The organism is Melioribacteraceae bacterium (assembly GCA_030584085.1).
GTDB lineage: Bacteria > Bacteroidota > Ignavibacteria > Ignavibacteriales > Melioribacteraceae > SURF-28.
On the sequence record CP129490.1, the window covers coordinates 2,951,505 to 2,975,412 of the forward strand.

Annotated in this window: 20 protein-coding genes; all 20 read right to left on the reverse strand. The window is 37.0% G+C overall.

Going from position 1 to position 23,908, the window contains the following annotated elements:
• Positions 1 to 4: 4 nt before the first annotated feature.
• The 20 genes from QY331_13430 to QY331_13525 all read right to left on the reverse strand — a co-directional run bounded on the left by QY331_13430 (position 5) and on the right by QY331_13525 (position 23,906).
• Positions 5 to 994, reverse strand: coding sequence for a metallophosphoesterase (locus tag QY331_13430; GenBank protein ID WKZ68956.1), 990 nt, complete (start codon positions 992 to 994; stop codon positions 5 to 7).
• 32 nt (positions 995 to 1,026) lie between these two features.
• Positions 1,027 to 1,917 carry a PfkB family carbohydrate kinase gene (locus QY331_13435; protein ID WKZ68957.1) on the reverse strand — a complete coding sequence of 297 codons (891 nt, stop codon included), beginning with the start codon at positions 1,915 to 1,917 and terminating at the stop codon, positions 1,027 to 1,029.
• Between the two features lie 11 nt (positions 1,918 to 1,928).
• The gene (locus QY331_13440) at positions 1,929 to 3,281 is read right to left on the reverse strand and encodes an MFS transporter (GenBank protein WKZ68958.1); all 1,353 of its coding nucleotides are present in this window, start codon (positions 3,279 to 3,281) and stop codon (positions 1,929 to 1,931) included.
• A 46-nt stretch (positions 3,282 to 3,327) separates the two neighbouring features.
• Positions 3,328 to 4,371: an alcohol dehydrogenase catalytic domain-containing protein gene (locus QY331_13445; protein WKZ68959.1), complete on the reverse strand. Its 1,044-nt coding sequence runs from the start codon at positions 4,369 to 4,371 to the stop codon at positions 3,328 to 3,330.
• A gap of 253 nt (positions 4,372 to 4,624) precedes the next feature.
• Entirely contained in the window at positions 4,625 to 7,498 is a 2,874-nt protein-coding gene (locus QY331_13450) for an anaerobic glycerol-3-phosphate dehydrogenase subunit C (protein ID WKZ68960.1), read from the reverse strand.
• 3 nt (positions 7,499 to 7,501) lie between these two features.
• Positions 7,502 to 8,458 carry a sugar ABC transporter substrate-binding protein gene (locus tag QY331_13455; GenBank protein WKZ68961.1) on the reverse strand — a complete coding sequence of 319 codons (957 nt, stop codon included), beginning with the start codon at positions 8,456 to 8,458 and terminating at the stop codon, positions 7,502 to 7,504.
• A gap of 15 nt (positions 8,459 to 8,473) precedes the next feature.
• Entirely contained in the window at positions 8,474 to 9,421 is a 948-nt protein-coding gene (gene rbsC, locus QY331_13460; GenBank protein WKZ68962.1) for a ribose ABC transporter permease, read from the reverse strand.
• Positions 9,411 to 10,913 carry a sugar ABC transporter ATP-binding protein gene (locus QY331_13465; protein WKZ68963.1) on the reverse strand — a complete coding sequence of 501 codons (1,503 nt, stop codon included), beginning with the start codon at positions 10,911 to 10,913 and terminating at the stop codon, positions 9,411 to 9,413. The genes rbsC and QY331_13465 overlap by 11 nt, the downstream gene beginning before the upstream one ends.
• 30 nt (positions 10,914 to 10,943) lie before the next feature.
• Positions 10,944 to 11,750 carry a 5-keto-L-gluconate epimerase gene (gene iolO / locus QY331_13470; GenBank protein ID WKZ68964.1) on the reverse strand — a complete coding sequence of 269 codons (807 nt, stop codon included), beginning with the start codon at positions 11,748 to 11,750 and terminating at the stop codon, positions 10,944 to 10,946.
• A 1-nt stretch (position 11,751) separates the two neighbouring features.
• Positions 11,752 to 12,846: a 3-dehydro-scyllo-inosose hydrolase gene (gene iolN / locus QY331_13475; GenBank protein ID WKZ68965.1), complete on the reverse strand. Its 1,095-nt coding sequence runs from the start codon at positions 12,844 to 12,846 to the stop codon at positions 11,752 to 11,754.
• 25 nt (positions 12,847 to 12,871) lie between these two features.
• Complete coding sequence (iolM, locus tag QY331_13480) at positions 12,872 to 14,059, reverse strand: scyllo-inosose 3-dehydrogenase (protein WKZ68966.1); 1,188 nt, start codon at positions 14,057 to 14,059, stop codon at positions 12,872 to 12,874.
• Between the two features lie 32 nt (positions 14,060 to 14,091).
• Positions 14,092 to 15,105: a Gfo/Idh/MocA family oxidoreductase gene (locus QY331_13485; GenBank protein ID WKZ68967.1), complete on the reverse strand. Its 1,014-nt coding sequence runs from the start codon at positions 15,103 to 15,105 to the stop codon at positions 14,092 to 14,094.
• Between the two features lie 171 nt (positions 15,106 to 15,276).
• On the reverse strand, positions 15,277 to 16,371 hold the full coding sequence (locus QY331_13490) for a GntR family transcriptional regulator (protein ID WKZ68968.1): 1,095 nt from the start codon (positions 16,369 to 16,371) through the stop codon (positions 15,277 to 15,279).
• 204 nt (positions 16,372 to 16,575) lie between these two features.
• Positions 16,576 to 17,535 carry an SMP-30/gluconolactonase/LRE family protein gene (locus tag QY331_13495; GenBank protein WKZ68969.1) on the reverse strand — a complete coding sequence of 320 codons (960 nt, stop codon included), beginning with the start codon at positions 17,533 to 17,535 and terminating at the stop codon, positions 16,576 to 16,578.
• Positions 17,532 to 18,848, reverse strand: coding sequence for an ABC transporter substrate-binding protein (locus QY331_13500; GenBank protein WKZ68970.1), 1,317 nt, complete (start codon positions 18,846 to 18,848; stop codon positions 17,532 to 17,534). Before QY331_13500 ends, QY331_13495 begins: the two co-directional genes overlap by 4 nt.
• A 20-nt stretch (positions 18,849 to 18,868) precedes the next feature.
• Positions 18,869 to 19,753, reverse strand: a complete 885-nt coding sequence (locus QY331_13505; protein WKZ68971.1) for a nucleoside hydrolase — start codon at positions 19,751 to 19,753, stop codon at positions 18,869 to 18,871.
• Between the two features lie 201 nt (positions 19,754 to 19,954).
• Positions 19,955 to 20,713 carry a phytanoyl-CoA dioxygenase family protein gene (locus tag QY331_13510; protein WKZ68972.1) on the reverse strand — a complete coding sequence of 253 codons (759 nt, stop codon included), beginning with the start codon at positions 20,711 to 20,713 and terminating at the stop codon, positions 19,955 to 19,957.
• Between the two features lie 17 nt (positions 20,714 to 20,730).
• Positions 20,731 to 21,837 carry a sn-glycerol-3-phosphate ABC transporter ATP-binding protein UgpC gene (gene ugpC, locus QY331_13515; protein ID WKZ68973.1) on the reverse strand — a complete coding sequence of 369 codons (1,107 nt, stop codon included), beginning with the start codon at positions 21,835 to 21,837 and terminating at the stop codon, positions 20,731 to 20,733.
• Between the two features lie 42 nt (positions 21,838 to 21,879).
• Positions 21,880 to 23,385, reverse strand: coding sequence for a xylulokinase (gene xylB / locus QY331_13520; protein WKZ68974.1), 1,506 nt, complete (start codon positions 23,383 to 23,385; stop codon positions 21,880 to 21,882).
• On the reverse strand, positions 23,382 to 23,906 hold the full coding sequence (locus QY331_13525) for a flavodoxin domain-containing protein (GenBank protein WKZ68975.1): 525 nt from the start codon (positions 23,904 to 23,906) through the stop codon (positions 23,382 to 23,384). Before QY331_13525 ends, xylB begins: the two co-directional genes overlap by 4 nt.
• Between the last annotated feature and the right edge of the window lie 2 nt (positions 23,907 to 23,908).

Below are 23,908 nucleotides of genomic sequence, written 5' to 3' on the forward strand. Positions count from 1 at the left end.
TAATTTATTTTTCCTTTGTATATTGATAAATGATTTCACCTTCCTTATTAACGAAAGAAATAATCAGTTCATTATCTTTAACTGTACACAACGAAAAACCGGAATCAGAGCTTGTGAATAATTGTCCTTCCGTAATATGTTTCTCGTCGATTTCTCGTGTTCGCGAAGCTGAAGTGTTTACAAAATAATCTACCTTAGAACCTTCTACTTGAAGGTGTTGAAAATTGTGTATATGCCCGCTAACTGCAAAATCCACATTATATTTATCTAGCAGCGGTTGAAGACGTTTTTGCAGATCAGTACGTTCAACGTCATCTTTATAAGTGCCTGCATAAACAGGATGGTGCCCCATTGCAATTTTCCATTTGGCATCAGATTCACTTATAGTAGTCTCTAACCATTCTAATTGTTCTTCAATTGAAATTTTTCCGCCGTCGGGATATTCTTCAGGATTATTTCTGTATTTGTCGATTAGTGATGGTGTATCAATCCAAAGTAGTAATACTTCGGTTTCATCCGTAGCTTTAAAAGTTTTAGAGTAATACTTTGCCGGCATTACCCAACGACGACTGACATTAGTATAATCAACTACAGCTTGTGTATTGCCTTCATATTCATGATTACCAAGTACTGGATACCAAGGAATCATTAATTCAGGATGCTTATAAATCCATTCATAATTTGTTTCCCATAAGGGGTCATCAACAGATTTAACACCTAAAAAGTGATGCACATCTCCGATAGCTGCAACGAACTCGACATCTGAAACTTTCGTGACTATTCCCATCATTTCAGCCACAGGCTTTTGATCGTAATAACCGTTACGACCCAAATCACTAGTTATCATGAATGTAAAATGACCGTCTAAGTCGGCTAACTTTTCTGCATCTTTAGGAACAACGCTTTCACCTGGCAAACTAATAGTTTGGGATGAAACAGTTAATACGACAAGAAATAGTATGAGAAAAATGGATTTATATTTTTTGATCGGCATAAAATCTCCTAATTAATTATTTATATATTCTCTTAACTATAATTTTCTGCAATTTTTTGTTTGATTTTCTCTAAACCTAAATTGAAAGGTCCTTCTGCTTCCAGTTTCAAACTTGTAACTGCTGCAGACCATACAATTGCTTTGGCAGGTTCGTTTGTTAATCGAGATGCAACATAAGAAGCTATGCAAGTATCTCCTCTTCCGCTTCTTCCAATCAATTCTTTTGGGGTAAACGTTTGTTCATAAAAAATCCCATCGGCGTAAACAACAATTCCATCACGATGAGTAATTACTATCTCTTTTGGGCCCATCTCACGCAGTAGTTTCGCTGCTTTGTGAATATTCTTTTCTCCGGTCAAAGATTCTGCTTCAACTATGTCAGCTTTTAAAATATCTATTAAAGCAAGTACTTCTTTTTGTTCAGGCCAATCCGCATGAATAAGTGTATGATCGGGATGAATAATTCTAATGAATCCTTGCGAATCAGCAACTAAAAGTGAATCTCTTTTTCTTAATTCTCTTACTAGCTCTAACGGGGCCTCTTCTCTCACCGAACCGTTTATTAAAATTGCTTTCGCTGTCAATCCATTAAACTGATCCAGGGTATATGTTCCTGCGGTTGTGGTGCAAGTAAGGATTCTTTCATCCGGATTGTCGGTTGGATATTCTAATCTCATATGAGTAGAGGATGGAGTGAACGTAGGGTATACATCCACTCCAATGGAATTTAGGGTTTCTACAACATGTCGATCTTCTTCTGCTAAACGAGTTACTGCCGCAACACTTTTTCCAGAATTAACGGCTGCGTGAGCACCGTAATTGAATCCACCGCCGTCAACATAACGAGTTCCCCTTTTCGAAACGATTGTATCCTTGGTGTAATTCCCGAATATTAGTATATCATAAAATTTGTTCTCAGTCATTTGTTCTCCGATTAATTTCTCACTTTAGCTTTCCAAAGAGTTGCTGCAAGCAGCATAGATAATACTGAGCCACCAAGCCAAAACGTAATGGCTCCGCTGAAATCATAATGACGAACACCGTCAATTATTGTTGTTCCGTTTTCAATTAAAACTCCGCTTACTTGGTCTTGAATACCAGCACCTATGTAACTGAAAATTCCTATGAACCCCATCACTGCACCTGCTGCTCTTCGTGGAGCAATATCAATAGCAAATAAACCTCCCAGTGCCGCAAGCAATCCACTCAATGTAAATCCATATACAATAAATGCGATTGTTATTACAGTATGGCTTCCATCGGGGATAAAGAATATTATACCCAATGCAATTACTTCTATTATCCCAAAAATTAAAGTAACGGGAGGACGTTTAGCGTTGAATAGTTTATCCGAAATAAATCCATAAGCAACGCATCCGGCCAAACCGGCAAATGTATTTAATCCAAGCAAACTACCTGCTTCAACCAAAGTGTAACCTTTATCTTCTTGCAGATATAAAAATCCCCAGCTATTAATTGCATAACGGGTAACATACATTAGAGCACTAGACAAACCGAGCACCCAAATTGCAGGATTCTTAAATATCTTTAATTGATCTTTTCTTGTTGAAGTGGATTCCTCTTCTTCAGTGCTTTCTTTTGAGGGAAAATCATTTTTCCATTTTGCAATTGTTGGAAGCCCTAGTGTTTCCGGTCTATCTTGTAACAAATAATAAATACCCATAGCCACGAGTATTCCGAATAAACCTGGTCCCCAAAATCCAGCTTGCCAACCGAAGAAAGACACAAGAGTTGCTGATACGATGAAAGTCAACCCTTCACCGATAGCGTGTCCCGTACTCCAGATTCCATAAAATCTTCCTCTTTCTTTATTGCTGAACCAATTGGAAAGTGTTACCGCACCGGTTGGAGCGCCGAATCCTTGGAAATACCCGTTTAACCCCCAGAGAACAACCCAAATCCATAAAGTGGTAGTACCGCTTATGATAATATTAATTGTTGCGGAAAGTATTACGCCAAGAGTAAAAAATCTTTTTACGTTTGCATGATCGGCGAGAATGCCGTTGAAGAATTTTCCGAAAGCATAAGAATAAAGAAGTGCAGAACCGACTGCTCCAAGTTCTACTGCGGAAAAAACATTACCATCTATTAAATCCTTTTTCATTGCGGATAAGGCAAGTCTCAGCGGATATGCTAATCCATAACCGACAGTAATTGCCATCATTACCCGCCATCTGTACTTTTTGTAGAGAGAGTTTATTTCTCCCTCATTTGTTAATTGAGGAGCTGCTTTGCCGGTTGCAAAAAAGTCAAGTATTGTTTTCATTCATACCAAGTATTATTATGAAACTCTCACTTTGATTTTATACCTATTACGGTTTCATTACAATTTTCATAGCTTGTTTTGGTATATGTTGCTGAGTATTTAGATCTAACCCAAGTTTACTGAATGCTTTTAAGCCATCTTTTAGAGGTATCACTTCAGTAAAGAATGGTTTCATATTAATTTTGCCAGACATTAAAATTCGGATTGCATACAACATTGTGTTTTGTCCGATGTAAGTACCTATCAACTTAATCGCCTTACGTGTAATTGTATTCGGAACTACCGTTGCTTTTATACTGCTATCCATGCCAAACGCTAGAATTTTTCCTCCCGGAGTAACGTATTTAATAGCATTTTCCAATTGGCTGCCAACTGCATCAATAACAATATCCGCACCTTTACCATTTGTAAATTTCATCACTTCTTTTTCGATATCAACTTCATCAGGATTGAAAACAGGTACACCTAATTTTTTTGCTACTTCTATTCTGAAGGGATCAATTTCCGTGCACATAGTGTAGGCAGCAACATTTTTAGATAAAGCAGAGAAAAGATATCCTATTGGTCCAAAACCTAAAACTACAACAGTATCCCAGCATTGCATCTGAACCGCTTGCATTCCATTAAGAACTGTTGCTAAAGTTTCTACTTGTGTTGCAGTTATATCATCCATTTCATCGGGAATTTTATAACAAGCACTTTCGGGAACAACACAATATTCCGCATAACCGCCATTTTGAAATATGCCTATGGATTTATCTTTCAACCAATGACATTGCGGACTGTTACCGGTTCTGCAATATTCACATAAACCGCATCTAAGACTATTATCGATGGCAATTCGATCACCAATTTTTAAAGTGGAGACACTACTACCTATCTCTGTTACTACACCGCCAAATTCATGACCAAGGGCAATGTCTTCACCAACAACATGTTTGCCTTCCATAATTTTCACATCAGTACCACAAATACCTACGGCAGCAACTTTTAATATTACATCGGTTGGTTCAACTATTTTAGGAAGTGGTCTTTCTTCGTAAACAATTTTCCCAACATCTTTGTAGGTTAAGGATTTCATCGTTTTCATTTCTTCTCCGTTGTTTGAAATTAGAGCAGTAAAAAAGATATTGAGTATAGTATATTTGTATATTCGTCTATTTGTCTAGACGATACTATAATAAGAAGTAACTCCCACAATATCAAGCTTTTTCCACTGCCCACTCTACTGTTAATTAATTATTAGATACTTATTTTCCCAAAAGGATATTTATCTATTTAATTTCTTTAAAAAAAACATTCATTTTTTTTAGATTCTTCACCGTCTATTTAAATATTTTTCATTAATCTTTATTCGGAATAAAAGCTTCATTTACCAATCTCATCGGGTGCAGTACTTTTAATCCTGTACCTTGATTAATTTGGATCTGACATGTTCCGCATCCCGAAACAGCATAATCAGCTTTAACTCTCTTTATCTCGTTAAAAAGTTTTGAACCTATTTGCATAGATAGATCAAAATTTTCTTTCTTCATTCCGAATGTTCCAGCAATACCGCAGCAGCTATCTTTTATATTCAGTAACTCTAATCCCGGAATTAACTTTAGCAAATCTTTAGGACCATATTTATTTTTCTGAGATTTTAAATGACACGGATCGTGATAAGCAATTTTTATCGGATTTTTCTTAAAAGAATTTTTCCATTCCGGTTTGCTTAATATTTGTGCAAGGAAATCATGTATATCAATGCAAACTGCTGCTGTTTCCTTTATATCTTCCCTATCCGGAAAGAAATTCAAGTACTCATGCATAAATGCATAACCACAAGATGCGCTTGTAAATATTATTGGAATTTTCTTTTCGACATACGGTTTTAATACTTTCATATTAAATTCAATATCCGGAAGCGCGGCATCCAAATTACCGTACGAAATTTTGGCAACATTGCAGCATTTCCACTCCGGCAGTACAATTTTATATCCCAACTTTTCTAAAATTTGTTTACTGCTTTCAATTTCTCCATAAGGATCATTAAATTGTGCTGCACACCCAGTCCAAAGCACAACAGTTTTTGAATCATCACTTCTCATGTTGTTCATGGTAATTTTATGATTCACAAACAGTGGAAATTTTCTTTCATTATGTATGCCAACCGTTGCTTCCATTACTTTGCGAATCACCGGAAATTTAAGAGTAGCATTACTTACAGTTGGAAGTTTTGAAGCTAACGAGCTTACTAACTTTCCGTTTTGTAGTAGTATCTCATTCATTTTAAATGGACGTTTTTCGTGCAGTTTTTCTTTAGCAAGAACGGCCATTCCGGGAACATTGACGTTTGTCGGACAGTCGGTCAAACATTGCCCGCAGTTCAAACAGTAATTCATAATTTCGTAAAAATGATCCGTATCAAAAGTATCCGAAGAAATTTTACCGGAAACAATTCCGCGTAAAAGATTTGCTTTTGCCCGTGCGGTCGCTTCTTCTTCTCCGGTTGCAACAAAAACCGGACAATATTCTCGGCATGTTCCGCAGCCATGACATTTTTCTATTTCGAGCTGCCAGTTTTCATTATCAAGTCTTGAACCGGTATCAACATAATTGTAACTTGGATTGTATCTTAAATTTTCATTCCACTTTTGCGGCTTGGTTTGAACCATAATTTCGGGATTCATTATTCCATAAGGATCGAAGAGATTTTTTATTTCTTTGAACAACGGAATCAGTTTCGGAAAAGTTTTTGGTAGGAAAGATGTTCGCAGTCTACCATCACCATGTTCAGCAGAAAGTGATCCTTTATATTTTGCAACAAGGTCGACAAATTTTGTCATCAAGTCATCCGCTTCGGCAAAAAGTTTGTCATCTTTAAAACTTATCAATGGTCTTAAGTGCAAATTACCATCACCGGCATGACCGAATACAACATAATTAAAAGTATAGTTATCAAGTAAAGCAGATAAATCTTTTAAAAAATGAGGAAACACTTCGGGATGAATTGCCGCATCTTCAACAAAAGGTGCCGGTTTATCTTTTCCTTGTATCTTGTTAAGTATTACGGTTGCGGCTTTTCTAACACGCATTATTGTATCAATTTCTTTTTCATCAGTTGAGTACGAACCTAACTCGGCGAGGTTCTCTTCTTTACAAATTATTCTTTCCGCATCACGGAAGAAATTAGTTATTTCATTTTCATCTTCACTTTCATATTCAACATATAGCAAGTACTTAACATGATCCGGTAAGAATTTTTTTAATTCCGGTCGGTATGTCAGTGCAAGATTTATAAATGATTGATCAACGAATTCAATTGCAGAAGCATTCAAGTTGCGTAAGTGTTTTACAGCTACACCCATTTTTGAAATGTCGGTAAAGTAAAGCGAAATTATACCGCGATGAGAAACTAGCGGAATAAGTTTCAAAACAGAATCAGTAAATACCCCCAAAGTACCTTCGCTGCCAACCATAAGTGATGCCATATTCAGATGTGTATCGGTTAGAATATCCCACACTTGATAACCGGAAGCATTCTTTGATGTATAAGGTCTTTCCTCTCTTATTTTTTCGGAGTACTGCTCAAGTAATTCTTTTACTTTTATATAATACGGCTTGTGAAAATAATCGAGATTTTTTATTTCATTAAGCGAAATGTTTTTTGCATTAAAAATTTTCCCGTTTGATAAGACAACGTTTACTTCCTCAACATGCTTGTACATATTCCCGTGTTTTAGAGTATGAGGACCGCCGCTGTTGTTGCCGAGCATTCCACCTATAACACAAACATTACCGCTGCTTGGATCGGGAGCAAATTTTAATCCTCTTTTTTTCTCTTCATCTTTAAGATGATTTAGAATTACTCCCACATCAACCTTTGCGAGATTGTCATCCATATCAATAATTTTTTTGAAGTGTTGAGTTAGATCCAGTATAACAGCTTCGCCGACAGAGTTGCCGGAAAGACTTGATCCGGCACCGCGTGGTAGTAAGGGAATACTGTATTCCGAACAGATATTTACTGTAGTAATTATATCATCAATATTGTGCGGAATAACGACAGCCAAAGGAGTTACTTCATAAATGCATGCAGCAGTGCTGTACATCTGAAGAGTAACAACATCCCAAGAAATTTTATTGCCGAGTTTATTCTCTAACGCAGCATGCCATTCGGATATATTTTTTGAACCAATATTAGAAATTTTATTTTTAGTAAGAGTACTTTGCATGGATTAATTACTTTCCAATTTTTCTTTAGTTATCAACTCAATTTTAGTTGGGATTTCTTTTGGAATCGGCTCGCCGTTTATTGCTTTAACTGCATATTCAATAGCGGCTCTTCCCATTTCTTTTGGGTATTGAGCAATTGAACCTGCCATTGTTCCCGCTAAGATTGCTTTACGGCTGTCTTGAATTGCATCAAATCCAATAACTATAATTTCGCCAGTTTTCCTTGCTGCTGAAATTGCTTCAATTGCGCCAAGAGCCATCATATCGTTGCAGGCAAAAACAGCTTCGATATTAGGATTAGCTTGAAGAATGTTTTGAAAAACATTGAAACCTTGGTCACGTTCAAAATTTGCAGTTTGAGAAGCAAGTACATTTATATCTTTGTACTTTTTAATTGCTGAATAAAATCCGGTTAAACGTGCATCGCCTGTTTCGTGTCCCGGAACACCTTCAAGAATTGCTATACTACCGCCGCCGTTTAATTGTTCGGCAATAAACTCACCGGCTATTCTTCCGCCTTCAAAGTTATCCGAACCTATAAACGCAGAAATTTTCCCGCCGGATTGTTTTAAGAATTCTTCATCTACTCTTGTATCAATTGCAATAACAAAAATACCAGCTTCATTTGCTTTAACTATTGCCGGAATAATTTCTTTTGATCCGGCTGCGGCAAGACAAATTACATCAACTTTTCTCTGGATTAAGTTTTCGATTATCTGCATTTGTTTTTCAACATCTATTTCTCTTTCGGCCGCTTGAACAAGTAAATTTACATTATGTTTTTTTGCAGCTTCTTCTCCGCCGAGTTGAATATCAATAAAGAAGGGATTGTTCAATGTTTTTAAAACAATTGCAATGGTTGGTCTGCTTTCATCAATAACTTCGGATTCTTTACAACCTGAGAAACTCATTAAACATACAATCAGGCAAACGCTTATTATTTGGATAATATTTCTCAAAACATCCTCCGCTTGTTAAACTTTCTTTTTCTTTAATGCCATATCTATCAATACTGCACAGATAATTACCGACCCAATTACAATTTGCTGAATGAATGAAGAGACATCGAGTAAATTCAATCCGTTGCGAAGAACTCCCATAATCAATGCACCGATTAGTGTACCAGTCAATTTTCCTTCGCCGCCCATTAAGCTTGTGCCTCCGATTACTACTGCGGCAATTGCATCAAGTTCATACATTATTCCGGCAATCGGTTGAGCAGAATTCAATCTGGCTGTTAAGAGCACAGCGGCTGCTCCGCTTAATAATCCGCACAAACTGTAAACAACAATTTTTATCAATTTTACGTTTACCCCTGAAAGAATTGCCGCTTGCTCATTTCCTCCGGTTGCGTATGTATATCGTCCTAACTTTGTTCGTGTTAAAACAAAATGTCCGATCAAATAAATAATAATTATTACTATTATCGGGAAAGGTATGTGAAGAATTTCACCAGTTGCAATGAATCTAAAATTTTCATCGAAGCCTGAGATCGGACGACCGTCTGTGTAAAGTAATGCGGCACCGCGAGCAACACTCATTAAACCGAGGGTAGAAATAAAAGGCGGAAGTTTACCGTAACTTATCAACACACCATTTATAAATCCACAAGCTGCGCCGACAAATAATCCTCCCAATATTGCAATAACTAAAGGTTGATCTGCATGCAGCAGACTTGCAAGCACAACACCTGAGAATGCCATAATTGAACCGACCGAAAGATCAATTCCTGCGGTAATAATTACATAAGTCATCCCAACCGCTATAACTGCATTAATTGTCGTTTGCTGAGCAACATTTAATAAATTAGATACTGTAAGAAAATATGGCGTCCAAAATGAAAAGATTAATATGATCACAACCAACCCGATGAAGGTTCCGAATTGTCGTGCATTATGAATCCATAGACTTTTAATTTGCATAAACTTCTCCGATAGCTGAATTTAGAATTACCTCTTGAGATAAATCTATGTTATCGAATTCTGCTGTTATTTTCCCGTTGTGCATAACCAAAACTCTATCACTCATTCCTAGAATTTCCGGGAGTTCGGATGAAATCATAATAATCCCGCATCCGGTACGAGTAAGTTTATTCATCAACTCATAAATTTCTTGTTTCGCCCCGACATCAATTCCGCGCGTCGGTTCATCAAAAATGAAAATATTAGTTTCGGTGTTTAACCATTTTGCGAATACAACTTTCTGTTGATTACCTCCGCTTAAACATCTAACATTTTGATTGCTGCCGGTAGTTTTTATTTTTAATTCGAATATGTAGTGGTCTGTTACTTGTAGTTCATCTTTTATCTTGATTACACCGAAACTTGTAAGTTCATCCAATGATGTGATACTTATATTTTCTTTAACAGATAGGTCTAAAATTAATCCTTGCGTTTTTCTGTCTTCGGTTAAAAATCCGATTCCTTTTTTTATAGCTTTACCGGGGGAATTTATTTTTGTCGGTTTACCATTTATGAATATTTCTCCGCTTTCAAATTGATCAGCACCAAAAATTGTACGTGCTAATTCTGTTCGACCGGAACCCAATAAGCCGTAAATACCAACAATCTCTCCCTCAAATAAACTAAATGAAATGTTTTGTAATAAATTCTCCGTCGATAAATTTATTACTTTAAGCAGTTCACTTCCGATTTCCTTCTTTCTTTCAGGGTACTGGTCCTTTAAATCTCTGTTGACCATTAGTTTAATTAATTCAGCACGATTCGTATCTGCAATTAGTTTTGTTTCGATCAAACTACCATCTCGCAATACTGTTACTCTATCACCAATTTCAAATAATTCTTCCAAGCGATGTGAGATATAAATTATTGCAACATCTTTTTGTTTTAGTTTTCTGATTGTTATAAATAATGTTTCAATTTCTTTCTTTGTTAAAGATGAAGTGGGTTCATCCATTATTAAGATTTTTGAATTGAGTGAAAGAGCTTTTGCAATTTCTACCATTTGCTGTTGTGCTGTACCCAACGATGATATTAATGCATTCAGGTTGATATTCACATTTAATTCATTAAGAAGTTTTTTTGTTTCTTCAATGATTCTTTTTGAATCGATTATGCCCACTGGATAAGAAAATTCTCTGCCGAGAAATATGTTTTCCGCCACAGTTAAATGGGGAATGAGATTTAATTCTTGATAAATAACACCAATCCCCAATTCTTGTGCGTGTTTTGGATTTTTAATTTCAACTTTCTCATTGCTTAAAAATATTTCGCCGGAATCTTTTGAATAGGCGCCGCTTAATATTTTTACGAGCGTTGATTTACCTGCACCGTTTTCACCAAGCAGAATATGAACTTCACCGGGCTTCACCTCAAGCGATACTTTGTTGAGTGCAACCACACCGGGAAATTCTTTTGTTATATCATTTAGTTTTAGTATCGCATTGTTCTGCATGGGTGCTATCAAATTAGTTTTAACTAACGATTAAGATGCGAACACTTTTTTCAAATATTTTATGTTATTAGCCGCAGCAGCATCTGGATTTGGCATTGGTAAAATTTCTGCTGAAACAAACCCGTCATAATTGAATCGCTGAAGGGTTTCATAGATTTCATAAAAGTTTATATGTCCTGCCCCGGGATGCCATCTGTTAGAGTCAGCTACGTGAAAATGGAAGATTTTCTCTTTAGCGACTCTCATACTTTCAATAATATTCGGCTCTTCAATATTCATATGAAATGTATCAAGCAGCAGTCCTACATTAGGTTTACCCAACTCATCAATAAACTGGAGTGTTTGTTCAACTGTATTAAGTAAATTTGTTTCATACCTGTTTATAGGTTCTATTACAATTTTTACGTTTTCATCAAAGGATGCACACTCATCAAATGCGGTAAGCATATTTTTGTATGCTTGATTTCTATCTTCATCTTGACCGACAATCCCTCTGACCAATCCGATTATTACAACGGCATCAAAATTTTTAGAAAAAGTAATTTGGTCTTTAATTCTCTCAATTGCTTTTCGTCTTATCCTAGGATCACCGTGAGTAAACGACAAACCTTCCTCACCAAAAGCCTGACCGGTTCCAACTGCAGGAACCGGCAGGTTGTTCTCTTCTAATATTGATTTTACGTATTCGACATCTACTTCATTTGGATTGCGTACTGCCAATTCAACTCCATCGTAACCGAGTTTTTTAATTTGTTTAATATTCTCTTCAATATTACCTTTATATGCCAGGGCAGAAAAAGAAGCTGGCTGAGTTGAAAGGACAATACTTAATTTCATTTTACAATCCCATTTTATTAATTGAATAAATCGGTCGCCAACCTTCGGTAAACGGTTCTTTCATATAAGGTTCCATTTCTTTTGTTGTGCGCATTGTTGTGTTCTCGATTGGCGGAACCTTACCTGATGGGAATGCTTCATGTATTTCGTTGTGTACTAATGTTAAGTAAGATAGAATTGCAGCAATGGTTCTTTTAGCTTTTTGCGCTGTGCCTATAGTTGGTCTGCCTACAACACCTTCCGGAATTGAACCTAGCTCTGTAGGGAAATGTCCTTGTCCTTCAGACCATCGTGACGGTCTTGCAAATGGGTCAACTGCTTTATCAAAGTGACCGTCAGGTAAATAAGCCGGTACTTCAGTTTCTTCGGCGTAATTCATTTCAACAAGTTCATTAGCTAATAACAGAAGTACAGATGTTTCAGCTTCGTCGGCATGAACAAAGTTATCATCCCAATCTCCGCCTCTATCTTTTGTTCGGAAGAATTCTCTTACAGAACGGTGCCAATCGAGTGTTCTAAAAATTCCTGGTAGATTCCATGTTTTCTGCAATTCTTGAATTGCAGCTTCAAGCAGCCAAGAGTGACCGTGATTATTTACCAGAATAATTTTTCTGAATCCGTCGTTCCAGAAACCAACCATTACATCAATTAAAATTTTCTTTACAACTTCATCTTCAAGATGTATTGTTCCGGGCATTCCAACGTGATGATGGGGATGACCGCCGAAGTTGAGCGGAGTCCACGTTAAATTACAAGGTGAGCCTTTTTTCGCTGTGTATCGTCGAACGCCTTCTAATATTTGTGTTACCATTAACGTATCTAGAGCTGTTACAGTATGTAATCCGTGCAGCTCGGTACAACCGATTGGAATAAATAGAACATCATTTTTCTTTCTGTTTTCAACAACGTCTTTACGAATTGTTGTTTGAATATAACTTCCTTTCTTAGCCAATTCGGATGGACTCGGGATTTCATAATCGGCAAGTATTTTGTCGATTTCTTCATCACTCGCATCCCATATTTTTTTCTTTAATCTACCAACACTGGTATCTTCGAAAAGGATATCTCCTCTATCGGCTTTAATCCATTTAGGCATCACAGCCTCCTATATTTATTTTTGGTTAGTCAAAATTTGTTATAGTTATTTTAACATCGTCTCTATCGGTCTGTAATTTTTTCAAATTTTCTTCTACTTCATCCAAAGAAATTTGTTTTGTAATCATCGGTGAAACATCCATACCTGTAGAAATACAGCTAATTACATTTGGAAAAGTACCGTGACCTGAGTGTCCTTGAGCACCGATAACTTCTGCACGGCGAACTTGAAGTACTTCTCCGTTAAGAGGAATTCTATCATCTGCTCGTGCAACTACAACGACTGTTGTATTGACTGCTCTGCCTTCCCAGATAATTCTTTCAACATCATTCCAGACAACACTTGGTAAACCGGTTGCTTCCAAAATCAAACCCACACCATGTCCTTCAGTGATCTCTAAAACTTTATCGGCAACATTTTCTTTTGATGGATCGATCACATGTGTGGCTCCCATTTCCAGGGCCATTTTTCTTCTTGCTGCTGAAGGTTCCGATAGTATGACAGCACTTCCGCCTGCTCTTCTTAAAATCGCGCAGGCTGCTGCACCAACAGGTCCGGCGCCGAGAATCAGAACATTTTCACCCGGACGAATTCCTCCGCCTCTTTCAATTACTGCATTATATGCAACCGATGTTGGTTCAACCAAACTTCCGAGCAGATACATTTTTTCTTCGCCAAATAATTTTCGGAAACCTTCTATACTCCATAGATATCTTGCATCAACAATAATATGTTTTGCATATGCGCCGTCGATTGAAAATCCAATTTCCTGCAATCGTTCACAGTGATTAGGATATCCATCGGCACAAGGTCTACAGTTACCGCACCAAACCATTTCTTCGGAACAAACCGCTTCTCCAATTTCATAAGGTTTATTTGTTCTCTTATTGATTGCATCTTTTCCGGCTTTAACTACCTTGCCTGAGAACTCATGTCCTAAAGTTGACGGAAAAGCTGTTAAACCCGGATAATAGATGTAGCCATCTTTATCGGTTTGATACATATGAACGTCGCTTCCACAGATACCACAGGCCATAACTTCAATTACAACTTCTGTAGGTCCGGGTTCACCTATTTTCTTATCAACGGTTCTGATTTGAGGATTACGCCAAACTTTACTTCCTAAGTAAGTCAACTTACCCTCGATATCTTTGTGACCTAAAACGAAATCCGGTTTCGGATCCCATTTGGCATATAATTCAACTGTTTTCATTGCTGCTCCTTTCTATTCATTAAAAACATATTTTAATAATCTTTTACATTTACGACGGTTCCTTTATGAAGGGAATCTGTTGCTGCAACAGCAACCTGTAAACCGGCAATACCGTCATCTATTGTAATCATCGGTGAAGTTCCTTTCTCTAGGTTATTTAGGAAGTCATTCAATTGTGCGACATACGCATCACAAAACCGTTCAGGGAAATACGGCACAACATCGTGTGTTACACCTTCTTTAGTCAATACAAGTATTGGGGTATCTCGCAAGTAGCCAGCTTGTATAGTTCCCTTTGTACCTAATACTTCAGCTCGAATATCATATCCATAAACACCGTTTCTGCTAATATCAATTTCGCCCAGTGTTCCGTTATCAAATCTCATGGCCATTACAACATTATCCGTATCTCCGGTTGGTTCAACTTCTGGGAAGGCTAAAACCGCTCCGATAGAGTAAACAGTATTTACTTCACCCATGTACCATCTTGCAATGTCAAAATCGTGAATAGCCATATCTAAAATTTGTCCGCCACTGTTGTGTGGATATAAATATTCGAGAGCCGGTAAATATGGATCTCTTGAAGAACCTCTAAATACAACCGGTGTTCCTATAACACCTTCATCAATTTTTCTTTTAACAGCCGCAAATCCTTTATCAAATCTTCTCATATATCCTTGTTGATAAAAAACACCGTTTTTATCAATCGCAGCTTTCATTTGACGAGCATCTTCCAGACTTAATGTCATCGGTTTTTCACAGAAGACGGTTCTTTTTTTTGAGGCTGCATCAAGCACAATTTCTTTATGATTACCTGTTGTTGCAGTGACTATCACCGCGTCCAAGCTTTTGTCATCGTTAATTTCCTGATGACTGAAGTAGGCTTTTTCAACATCAAATTTTTTTGCACACTTTGTTGCTCTTTCCGGAATAATATCTGCTACGGCAACTAAGTTTGCTTTCGAAACTCTTGTTGTAAGAAATTCAGCATACATATTCCCGAGTCTTCCGGTACCGATTAAACCAACGTTAATTTTTTTCTTCATTTATTTTTCCTCAATTAGTAGATTTCTGCTTCAAGCGAAGATTAGCTTTGTAAGACTATTTTATCTTATTAAAAAACTTCCCACATGTTATAAAAGAGCATACTTATCCCTCAAAGTTTTTCAACAATTTTTAAAAACGAAAAAATGTAATCTATAGTGGAAGTATAATTTCTATTTATTTCTGTTAAACACAGATTCTCTTTCAATCAAATATGATTTGAGAACTTTAGATTTTCCTTTACCGGTCAATCCATTTATTCTCCGATTTATAAGCTTCATGCTTTCAACTCCCATTTCATAAATAGGCTGATGCATTGTAGTAAGACTAACCTGATGCTGGCAATGCGGAAGAAGGTCATCGTAACCAACGATGGAAATATCTTCGGGAATTTTCATGCCCATTTCCACAGCTACGGAACTAAGTAGATATGCAATTCTATCATGACCGGCAAACATTGCGGTCAATTTTTTTCTTTGCTTAAATATTTTTTTTGCAAACTCTATGTATGGTTTTTCGGAATACCTGCCATCGTGAGTGAGTATTATTGATTTATCAATTGGAAGATTATAATCTGAAAGAGCTTTTCTGTATCCTTCCAAACGTTCTCGTTCAGAACTGAATAATGTACTTAAAGTTATGGCAATTTTTTCGTGCCCTTTTTTAATTAAGTACTCGGTTATTTTATATGCACCGTCAAAATTATCGGTAGTGACATGATCAATATTCACACCGGGAATTATTCTATCGGCTAAAACAACAGGAATATTTCTGCTCGTGAATTTCTCTAGTACTTGTTTATTTTTTTCATCGGAAGCCGCCGTAGGAACGAAGATTACTCCTGCTACAGAATTCTCAATCAACCTCTCTGCATGATACTCTGCTTTTATAAATAAATCATCGGTATTGCATAGAATTAAACTTTGTTTGTTATTTGCCGCCTCATCTTCTGCGCCTCTGGCAAGCTCCGGAGCATAACCTACTCGAATATCGGGAACCAACAACCCAATTATCTTTCTATTTCCGTTGTCTACAACTCGGCTCATAACAAATGTTCCAAGTTTTCTTTTTCTGGTTAAGTAGCCCAAGTTAACTAGATTTTGGATAGCTTGACGAATTGTTGCTCTTGCCAATCCAGCCATTTGTACTAATTCTGCTTCGGTAGGAATTTTATCACCCGGTTTGAACACACCTTGTTCTATTTGTTCAACTAACCATCGTTGGAGCTGAAAGTACTGCGGGACCGGACTATTTCTGTCAATTATCATAGTTTTCCTAATAATCTCCTATTGTATAGACAATTATACAAAATAAGGATTTGTGTGTCAAGAATATTAATAATGTTATTTAGATAAAAATATTTCGTATTGAGAGTACAAATTTAAAATTGGTTTTTCAAGGATGTATCATAAAGTAGATTTAATTTTGAAAACAATAAAAATTGATGGTAGCTTACCTTTACTCAGAATGTACTAATTCAATAATACTCTATACAAATTACCGCCGGCAGTCACATATAATATTTCTTGCGATTCATCGGTAAAAATTAAATTGCTCGGGTCTTCAGGTAAAATAACTTTTTCGATCAATACACCTTCTGGTGAGTAAACATATATACCCGGTCGATAAGGATCACGTAAAGCCGCATAAATGAAACCGTCTTTACCGAGTTTGATACCATCGGGACCTGTGGGCAGTAAATATTTTGCAACATATTTATTGAAGGTTACTCTACCTTCTTCATCAATCAAATATTCCGCAATAAAATTTGTACTCTCCTCATGAGCATTATCATCATTGCAGCCGACGTACAACTTTTTATTATCGGGTGTAACTGAAATACCATTCGGCATTGAAATATTATCAATTATTAGTTCACTCTGACCGAAAACATTTAAGCGATAAACTCCGTTTACTGGTTGATCAATCAATTCATCCCCGGCGTACCGCGGATCGGTAAAATAAATTGTACCGTCATTGGCTATTGTTAAATCGTTAGGTGAATTGTAAGGTTTGCCATTAAAGTTATCTGTTAATATAAAACTTTTACCGGTAGCTAAATCGGTTTTTATTAATCGTCTTCCACCAGTGTCCGCTCCTTCGCAAGTATAAAGTGTATCATTTTTTATAATCATTCCATTAGCCATGTTGCTTGGCGAACGGTAGATAGAAGTTCTATTTGTCGAAGGAGAATACTTCCATATATGTCCCGGTTCGTTCCCGGTCTCGGAAGTGAATGTTAAATCGGTGAAGTAAACATTTCCCTTGGAATCAACAGCAGGACCTTCGGTGAAGAAACCACCGTCGAAAATTAATTCAATTCTATCGGAATATTTATGCGGATCGTTTTTCATGTCATCGATACAGCCGCACTGTGAATAAACTACATCGACAAATACCATTACTATAACTATGTAAATTGTTTTTTTCATCTTTTTACTCTGCTTAATATTTCGTTTACTTGCTCTGCGGCTTTATCAAGAGCTTCTTTTGGATCCATATCGCCAAGCAGTGTGCTTTCAATTGCCTCGGCAACTCGTTGATTTATTTCAACTCGATAGTATGTTATATTCTGTCTAGCATAACCGATTTCAAACTGTTCAACAAATGCAGCAAGATACGGATCAGATTTTAAGTAATCTTTATATGATTGTAATTCCAAAGTCGATTTGCGAACAGGCATATAACCCGATTCAATCGAAAACTTTGCTTGAATTTCCGGTGAAGTAAACCACTTAATAAATTTCCATGCTTCATCGGGATGCTTAGAATTTTTGAATATCGTTAAATGTTCACCGGCAACATAAGTAGCTCTTTTAACGGGACCTTCGGGAAGCGGGGCAACACCCCATTCAAAATTTTTAATTTTTCGAAGCGATGGTAAATCCCAGGGTCCATCCATTATCATTGCACAAGCTTGAGCAATAAATCCCATATCGTGTGTCATCGAAAAAGAATCAAAACCAATTTGGTCATACAATTCCTTCCAAAGAGTTAAAGCCTGTACTCCGGCTTCGCTGTTAAAGAGTGCTTTGGTTTGTTCTTCATTTAAGAACTCGCCTCCGGCTTGCCAGAGATACGGTTCCCATTGAAGCAGCATCCAAATGCTGAGTGCACCCGATGCTGGAAGTGCCGGTACATAAAATCCATAATGATTCATCTTTCCATCACCGTCGGTATCAATTGTTAACTTCTTCGAATACTTTTTCAACTCTTCCCAAGTCTGGGGCGGTTTATTAGGATCAAGTCCGACTCTCTTAAATAAATCTTTATTATAAAGCAAAGCTATAGTTGTTGCTTCCATAGGAATTGCATAAAGTGTGTCGTTCCATTTTGCATTGCTTATTAATTGTGGAAAGAAATCATTGAACTCTTCAACAGTAAAACCGTTATCTCCTTTTATGAAATGATCCATTTTATAAATTGCGTCGGCAAGCACAAGTTTATCGAGAAAGTCAGTGTGAACCCAAGCTAAATCGGGAGTCGTATTACTTTGAATTGCGGTGATCAGTTTCTGCACAAGTGGATCGCCGGATGGAACATACTGCTCGATTATTTTGACATCGGGATTTTCTTTTTCATATTGATCTAATAATTCTTTTAAGGCAGGATGAGTATTAGCAACAAAGCTGTGCCAAAATGTTAATTCAATTCTTAATGAAGCGGATTCGTTTTCGTTATTGCAAGAGAGAAAGGCAAGCAAAGAAATCAATAGAACTGCTATTAGAGCGCTCCATACTTTCATTTTATTTCCGGTGTATGTGATTAGTCTTTAAATACAGAAAGATATTCTTCAAAGAATTTTTCTTTATTAACATCAAAAGCAACCAAATGATTGCCGCGTTCTTTTCTAGGATGCCAATGGGTTAATCCCATTTTATCTTTATTATCCAATTCAACAACAACATGTCCTTTTTCAAACTTGCAAATTGAATCGTTAAAGATAGTCGCGGCAACTAAAGGATCGTGAAAGGTAACGGCATCCCATTCTTCAAACCAGACTTGTGAGAAATCTAAGACCGGTTTGAGTAAATCGTGTTTACATATTTCTGCGAATTCATCTGAGTCCATAGTAACTCTTGAAGTAATATCTATCCCGATTGAATGATGATTTTTTGCGTTAGCATAGTAAGTAATGTAAGAGGCGTGATAATCCCCTTCTGCATTCCATTCCACATCGCTGTAAGCAGGGGCTTCCAAATTATAGTTGCCTGCCATTGTATATATTCCTTTAAGTAATGATGGAATCTCCGGGTCGATTGAAAAAAGTAATCCGATGTTTGTAAGCGGACCGATAGTAAGTAAAATTATTTCACCCGGGTTTTGTCTGATTGTTTTCTGTAAAAAATTAATTGCTTCACCTTTTGGGAAATCTGTATCGTGTTCCCATTTATCTAATGCTTTGGCTTGCTGCGCTTTGGTTTGAAGTTGTTCGCGAATAAGTGGTTTTTCAATACCTGGATAAATTGGTATATCTTTTCCTGCAATTTTGCACAAAGCACTTGCCATCATTGCCCGTTTTGTTGATTCACCTGTTACTGTTGTTATACCTACCAAATCACATTTTGGATTGGCGAGTAAATATGCTAGTGCTACTGCATCGTCTATGTCTGTACCAATGTCGGTATCTAGGAGAATTTTTTGTTTCAAGATTTTCTCAACTTATAATGGAGGTTATTTGCTAAGCAACAATAGAACGCAGATGACGCAGAAACTACAGATTAACGCAGTTTATAGATCAGTGACAATCAGTTTTTTCTGTGTATGCCCGTGTATTTAGCGAGCATCTGTGTTCCATTCATTTATCTGGTAATTCTTTTCATCTAATTAGATTTGACAATCACTTAGAATCTATCTAACTCTCTTTCCATTTTCTAAAAACTTTTCATCCAATCCCTTTAGCGAGCCATCCGGTTCATAAATAATTTCGGGTGAGTATTGTATAGCCCAAGCTCTTCGCATTTCATCCGTACTATTTGGTCCGGAGCGATGGAAACATGTACTTGAAAAGACAGCGATCGAGCCTGCTTTAGCTACAACGGGAACTCCTTTTTCATCACCGAAATATCCAACTCTGTCTTTCGATCCTTCCATTACTTTATGTTCAATTTTATCTTTTGTGCCTGCTTTAGAATACGGCAGTAAATATATTGTACCGTTATCTTCATTTACATCAACCAAGGGTATCCAGCAATTGACGTATGTCTTATGTTTATTATCAACATAGCCGGAATCTTGATGCCAAGTAAACTCCGCACCTTTTTTATCCAATCCTTTAACGACAAACTGTTCCCAGAAAAGATAAGCATCATCACCGATTGTAGCTTTGCAGATATCAGCCATCAAGTCACTAAAAATAAATTCACCTAAGGCTTTGCGTTCTTTATACGCAAGAAATACAAAGTAACGGCTATTCTTTCTGCTTAAGTTTAATTCAGTAACACCCTGCTTTTCCATTTCCGCATCTTGTTCAGCTATTAAGGAATCGCACTCATTTCGTAATATTTCCAAAACATCATCTGGAATAACTTTATCAAGAATAAAAAATCCATCCTCTTGATATTGCCTCTTTTGTTCATCGGTTATATGTATTTTTTCAAGTGTTGTCATGCCCTCACTCCTTTAAGTTATTTTAGAATTGCCTCTTCTGTTTCTTTATTAAAGTAATGCATCTTTGCAGCATCGATGTAAAGCTGCATTTTCTGTCCCGGTTCAGGTTCTTCTATGGCTGCTATTCTTGCAATACAGTTAGAACCGGCAACTGTGAAATAGAGAAATATTTCATTACCCATGGGTTCAATTACGTCAAGTAAAACTTCTATTTCATCCAAACTCTCTGCTTTAGCAGTGAGTGGATGATGAATATTCTCCGGTCTTACACCAGCAGTAATCTCATTATCAATGTATGGGGTTAATGAACTTTCATGATCAGTAAAAATTTTTATCTTAATTGTATTAGCTTCATCAACAAAGTAAAGACCATTTTCTTTTATGATTTTTCCTTCGATAAAATTCATAGAAGGTGAACCGATAAATCCGGCAACAAATTTATTAGCAGGGTGATTATAGAGTTTAAGCGGTGTATCTATCTGATGAATATCACCATCCTTCATAATTACAATTCTATCACCCATAGTCATCGCTTCAGTTTGATCGTGTGTTACGTAGATCATTGTTGCTTCAAGTTTTTGATGAAGCTTAGAAATTTCCGTACGCATTTGAACTCTCAACTTCGCATCAAGATTACTTAACGGTTCATCAAACAAAAACACTTTCGGGTGCCGGACAATTGCCCTCCCGACAGCAACTCTCTGCCGTTGTCCGCCTGACAATGCTTTAGGTTTTCTATCAAGTAAATCTGTAATCCCTAATATTTCAGCAGCTTCTTGCACTCTTTGCTTTATTTCTTCTCTCTTGTACTTTCTAAGTTTTAAACCGAATCCCATATTTTCGGCAACGGTCATGTGAGGATAAAGAGCATAGTTTTGAAATACCATTGCAATGTTCCGATTCTTTGGAGAAACATTGTTTACTAATTCGTTATCGATATAAAGTTCGCCTTCGGTTATTTCTTCAAGTCCGGCAATCATTCTAAGCGTTGTCGATTTTCCACAGCCCGAAGGACCTACCAGAACCATAAACTCTTTATCCTTTACTTCTATGTTTGCGCTTCGTACCGCAACCGTTCCGCCCTCGTAAACTTTAGTCACATTTTTAAGAACTACATCCGCCATAAGTCACCTTTGTAATATTTTGATGATAATTTAATTGACATATTAATTTGAATATTTCTCCACGGCATTACTTATATTAACAAAAGTGCTCTTAAGCGTACCGTAAAGATTCTTATAAATATTGTAGAAATCTTCATATATATTGATATTTTCTTTATTCGGAGTTGTTGTCGTTTTTATTTTGATGATCGAAGCACATGCTTCATACACTGAGTTAAATTTTCCCGAAGCAACGGCAGCAAGAATTGCCGCTCCGTACGGCGCACCCTCGGTAGATGTTAAAGTTACAATCTCTTTTTTCAGCAAATCGGATAAAATTTGAATCCACATTTTACTTTTTGCACCACCGCCCGATATACGAACTTGTTCGGTTTTGACTCCGATATTTTCATTTAATTCAAAACAGTCTCGCAAACTGAAAGCAACCCCTTCCAAAACAGCTCTTGTAAAGTGTGCAGAGTTATGTCTGACTGTTGCACCAATGAAAGTTCCCTTGGCATTTGCATCAGCATATGGAGTGCGTTCACCGCTTAAGTATGGTAAGAAGAATAGTCCTTCAGAACCGGGTTGAATTTCCTCTGCCGCTTTAGTCAACTCAGAATAATCAATTCTATTATGAAAAGAGTTTCTATACCATTGCAATGAACCTGCCGCAGAAAGCGTAACCCCCATTACATGCCAAGTGTTAGGGACAGCATGACAAAAGGAATGAACTTTTCCACTTGCTTCTATTCGCGGCTTATCACTGTGAGCAAATACGACTCCCGAAGTTCCGAGAACAAGCGAAGTTATTCCTTCACTTACCGTTCCGGTTCCAATTCCGCCTGCTGCTTGATCACCGCCACCGGCTGCAACTATTAAATTTTCCGGTAAGTTTAACTCTTCGCATAAACCTTTTTTAACTATACCGGATATTTCTGATGATTCATATAGTTGCGGCATCCACTGTTTTGGAATCTCTAATCCTGATAGAATTTCATCAGACCATTTTCTTTCCGGAACATTTAGCAAAGATGTTCCCGAAGCATCCGAGACATCAGTCGCAAGCTCACCGGTTAACCTGAATCTTATATAATCTTTAGGAAGAAGAATTTTTTTAATCTTATTATAGTTGTCCGGCTCGTTATTCTTTATCCACAAAATTTTGGGGGCGGTAAATCCTGTCAGAACTTGATTGCCTGTAATTTTTATCAACTTATCAAAACCGATTTTGGTTGTAATCTCATCACATTCTTTTACGGTTCTTTGGTCATTCCACATAATGCATGGACGAACAACATTTAAATTATCATCGAGAGTAACTAAACCGTGCATTTGTCCCGTTAAACCAATTCCTTCTATCTCATCTTTCTTAACTTTGGATGCAACTGATCGAATACTTTTCTTGCTTGCTTCCCACCAATCTTCGGGATTTTGTTCCGTCCAATTTGGTTTAGGCGTGAGCATTACATATTCATTAGTAGCAGAAGAAATCACTTCACCTTTTTCATTAATGAGTAAAGCTTTTACTCCGCTTGTGCCGACATCAAGTCCGATGAAATAACTCATTTAACTTTTACCTCTTCTTTGTCAACATATTTTGAAACCCACTGCGATAATCGTTTACCTAATAGCTTGCATGCATCTATCTCTTTTTGTTCACGTGGCTCGCCGGCGCAAGTTGCACCGTAATGGAGAGTAAACTTATCGGCTACATAATCGGTTAATCCAAAGACAAGAAAACCAAAGTTCATTAAGATTGTCATAAGCGACATGTTAGTAATCTCTGCTCCGCCTCCCCATCCACCTTGAGATGCAAATGCACATCCAAATTTACCGTCTATTTTTCCCCAAACATTATCGCCTATTTCATCCCAAAACTTTTTCATCTTCCAAGAAACGATTCCCATGTTTGTCGGAGACCCGAGTGCAATACCATCACACCATTCGATATCTTTGTAAGTTGCCTCATCGACTTTTTTCAATTTAACTTCGTGATCACCAAAGGAATCTGCACCTTCCTTAACATACTGCGCCATCTTTTCCGTGTTGCCGGTTGCGCTGTCGTATAGAACTAATATTTTACCCATAA

Excerpts from the sequence above, each read along its gene's own strand:
- QY331_13430 (WKZ68956.1), bottom strand. The coding sequence starts at position 994 with ATGCCGATCAAAAAATATAAATCCATTTTTCTCATACTATTTCTTGTC.
- QY331_13435 (WKZ68957.1), bottom strand. The coding sequence starts at position 1,917 with ATGACTGAGAACAAATTTTATGATATACTAATATTCGGGAATTACACC.
- QY331_13440 (WKZ68958.1), bottom strand. The coding sequence starts at position 3,281 with ATGAAAACAATACTTGACTTTTTTGCAACCGGCAAAGCAGCTCCTCAA.
- QY331_13445 (WKZ68959.1), bottom strand. The coding sequence starts at position 4,371 with ATGAAAACGATGAAATCCTTAACCTACAAAGATGTTGGGAAAATTGTT.
- QY331_13450 (WKZ68960.1), bottom strand. The coding sequence starts at position 7,498 with ATGCAAAGTACTCTTACTAAAAATAAAATTTCTAATATTGGTTCAAAA.
- rbsC (WKZ68962.1), bottom strand. The coding sequence starts at position 9,421 with ATGCAAATTAAAAGTCTATGGATTCATAATGCACGACAATTCGGAACC.
- QY331_13465 (WKZ68963.1), bottom strand. The coding sequence starts at position 10,913 with ATGCAGAACAATGCGATACTAAAACTAAATGATATAACAAAAGAATTT.
- iolO (WKZ68964.1), bottom strand. The coding sequence starts at position 11,750 with ATGAAATTAAGTATTGTCCTTTCAACTCAGCCAGCTTCTTTTTCTGCC.
- iolN (WKZ68965.1), bottom strand. The coding sequence starts at position 12,846 with ATGCCTAAATGGATTAAAGCCGATAGAGGAGATATCCTTTTCGAAGAT.
- iolM (WKZ68966.1), bottom strand. The coding sequence starts at position 14,059 with ATGAAAACAGTTGAATTATATGCCAAATGGGATCCGAAACCGGATTTC.
- QY331_13485 (WKZ68967.1), bottom strand. The coding sequence starts at position 15,105 with ATGAAGAAAAAAATTAACGTTGGTTTAATCGGTACCGGAAGACTCGGG.
- QY331_13490 (WKZ68968.1), bottom strand. The coding sequence starts at position 16,371 with ATGATAATTGACAGAAATAGTCCGGTCCCGCAGTACTTTCAGCTCCAA.
- QY331_13495 (WKZ68969.1), bottom strand. The coding sequence starts at position 17,535 with ATGAAAAAAACAATTTACATAGTTATAGTAATGGTATTTGTCGATGTA.
- QY331_13500 (WKZ68970.1), bottom strand. The coding sequence starts at position 18,848 with ATGAAAGTATGGAGCGCTCTAATAGCAGTTCTATTGATTTCTTTGCTT.
- QY331_13510 (WKZ68972.1), bottom strand. The coding sequence starts at position 20,713 with ATGACAACACTTGAAAAAATACATATAACCGATGAACAAAAGAGGCAA.
- ugpC (WKZ68973.1), bottom strand. The coding sequence starts at position 21,837 with ATGGCGGATGTAGTTCTTAAAAATGTGACTAAAGTTTACGAGGGCGGA.
- xylB (WKZ68974.1), bottom strand. The coding sequence starts at position 23,385 with ATGAGTTATTTCATCGGACTTGATGTCGGCACAAGCGGAGTAAAAGCT.
- QY331_13525 (WKZ68975.1), bottom strand. The coding sequence starts at position 23,906 with ATGGGTAAAATATTAGTTCTATACGACAGCGCAACCGGCAACACGGAA.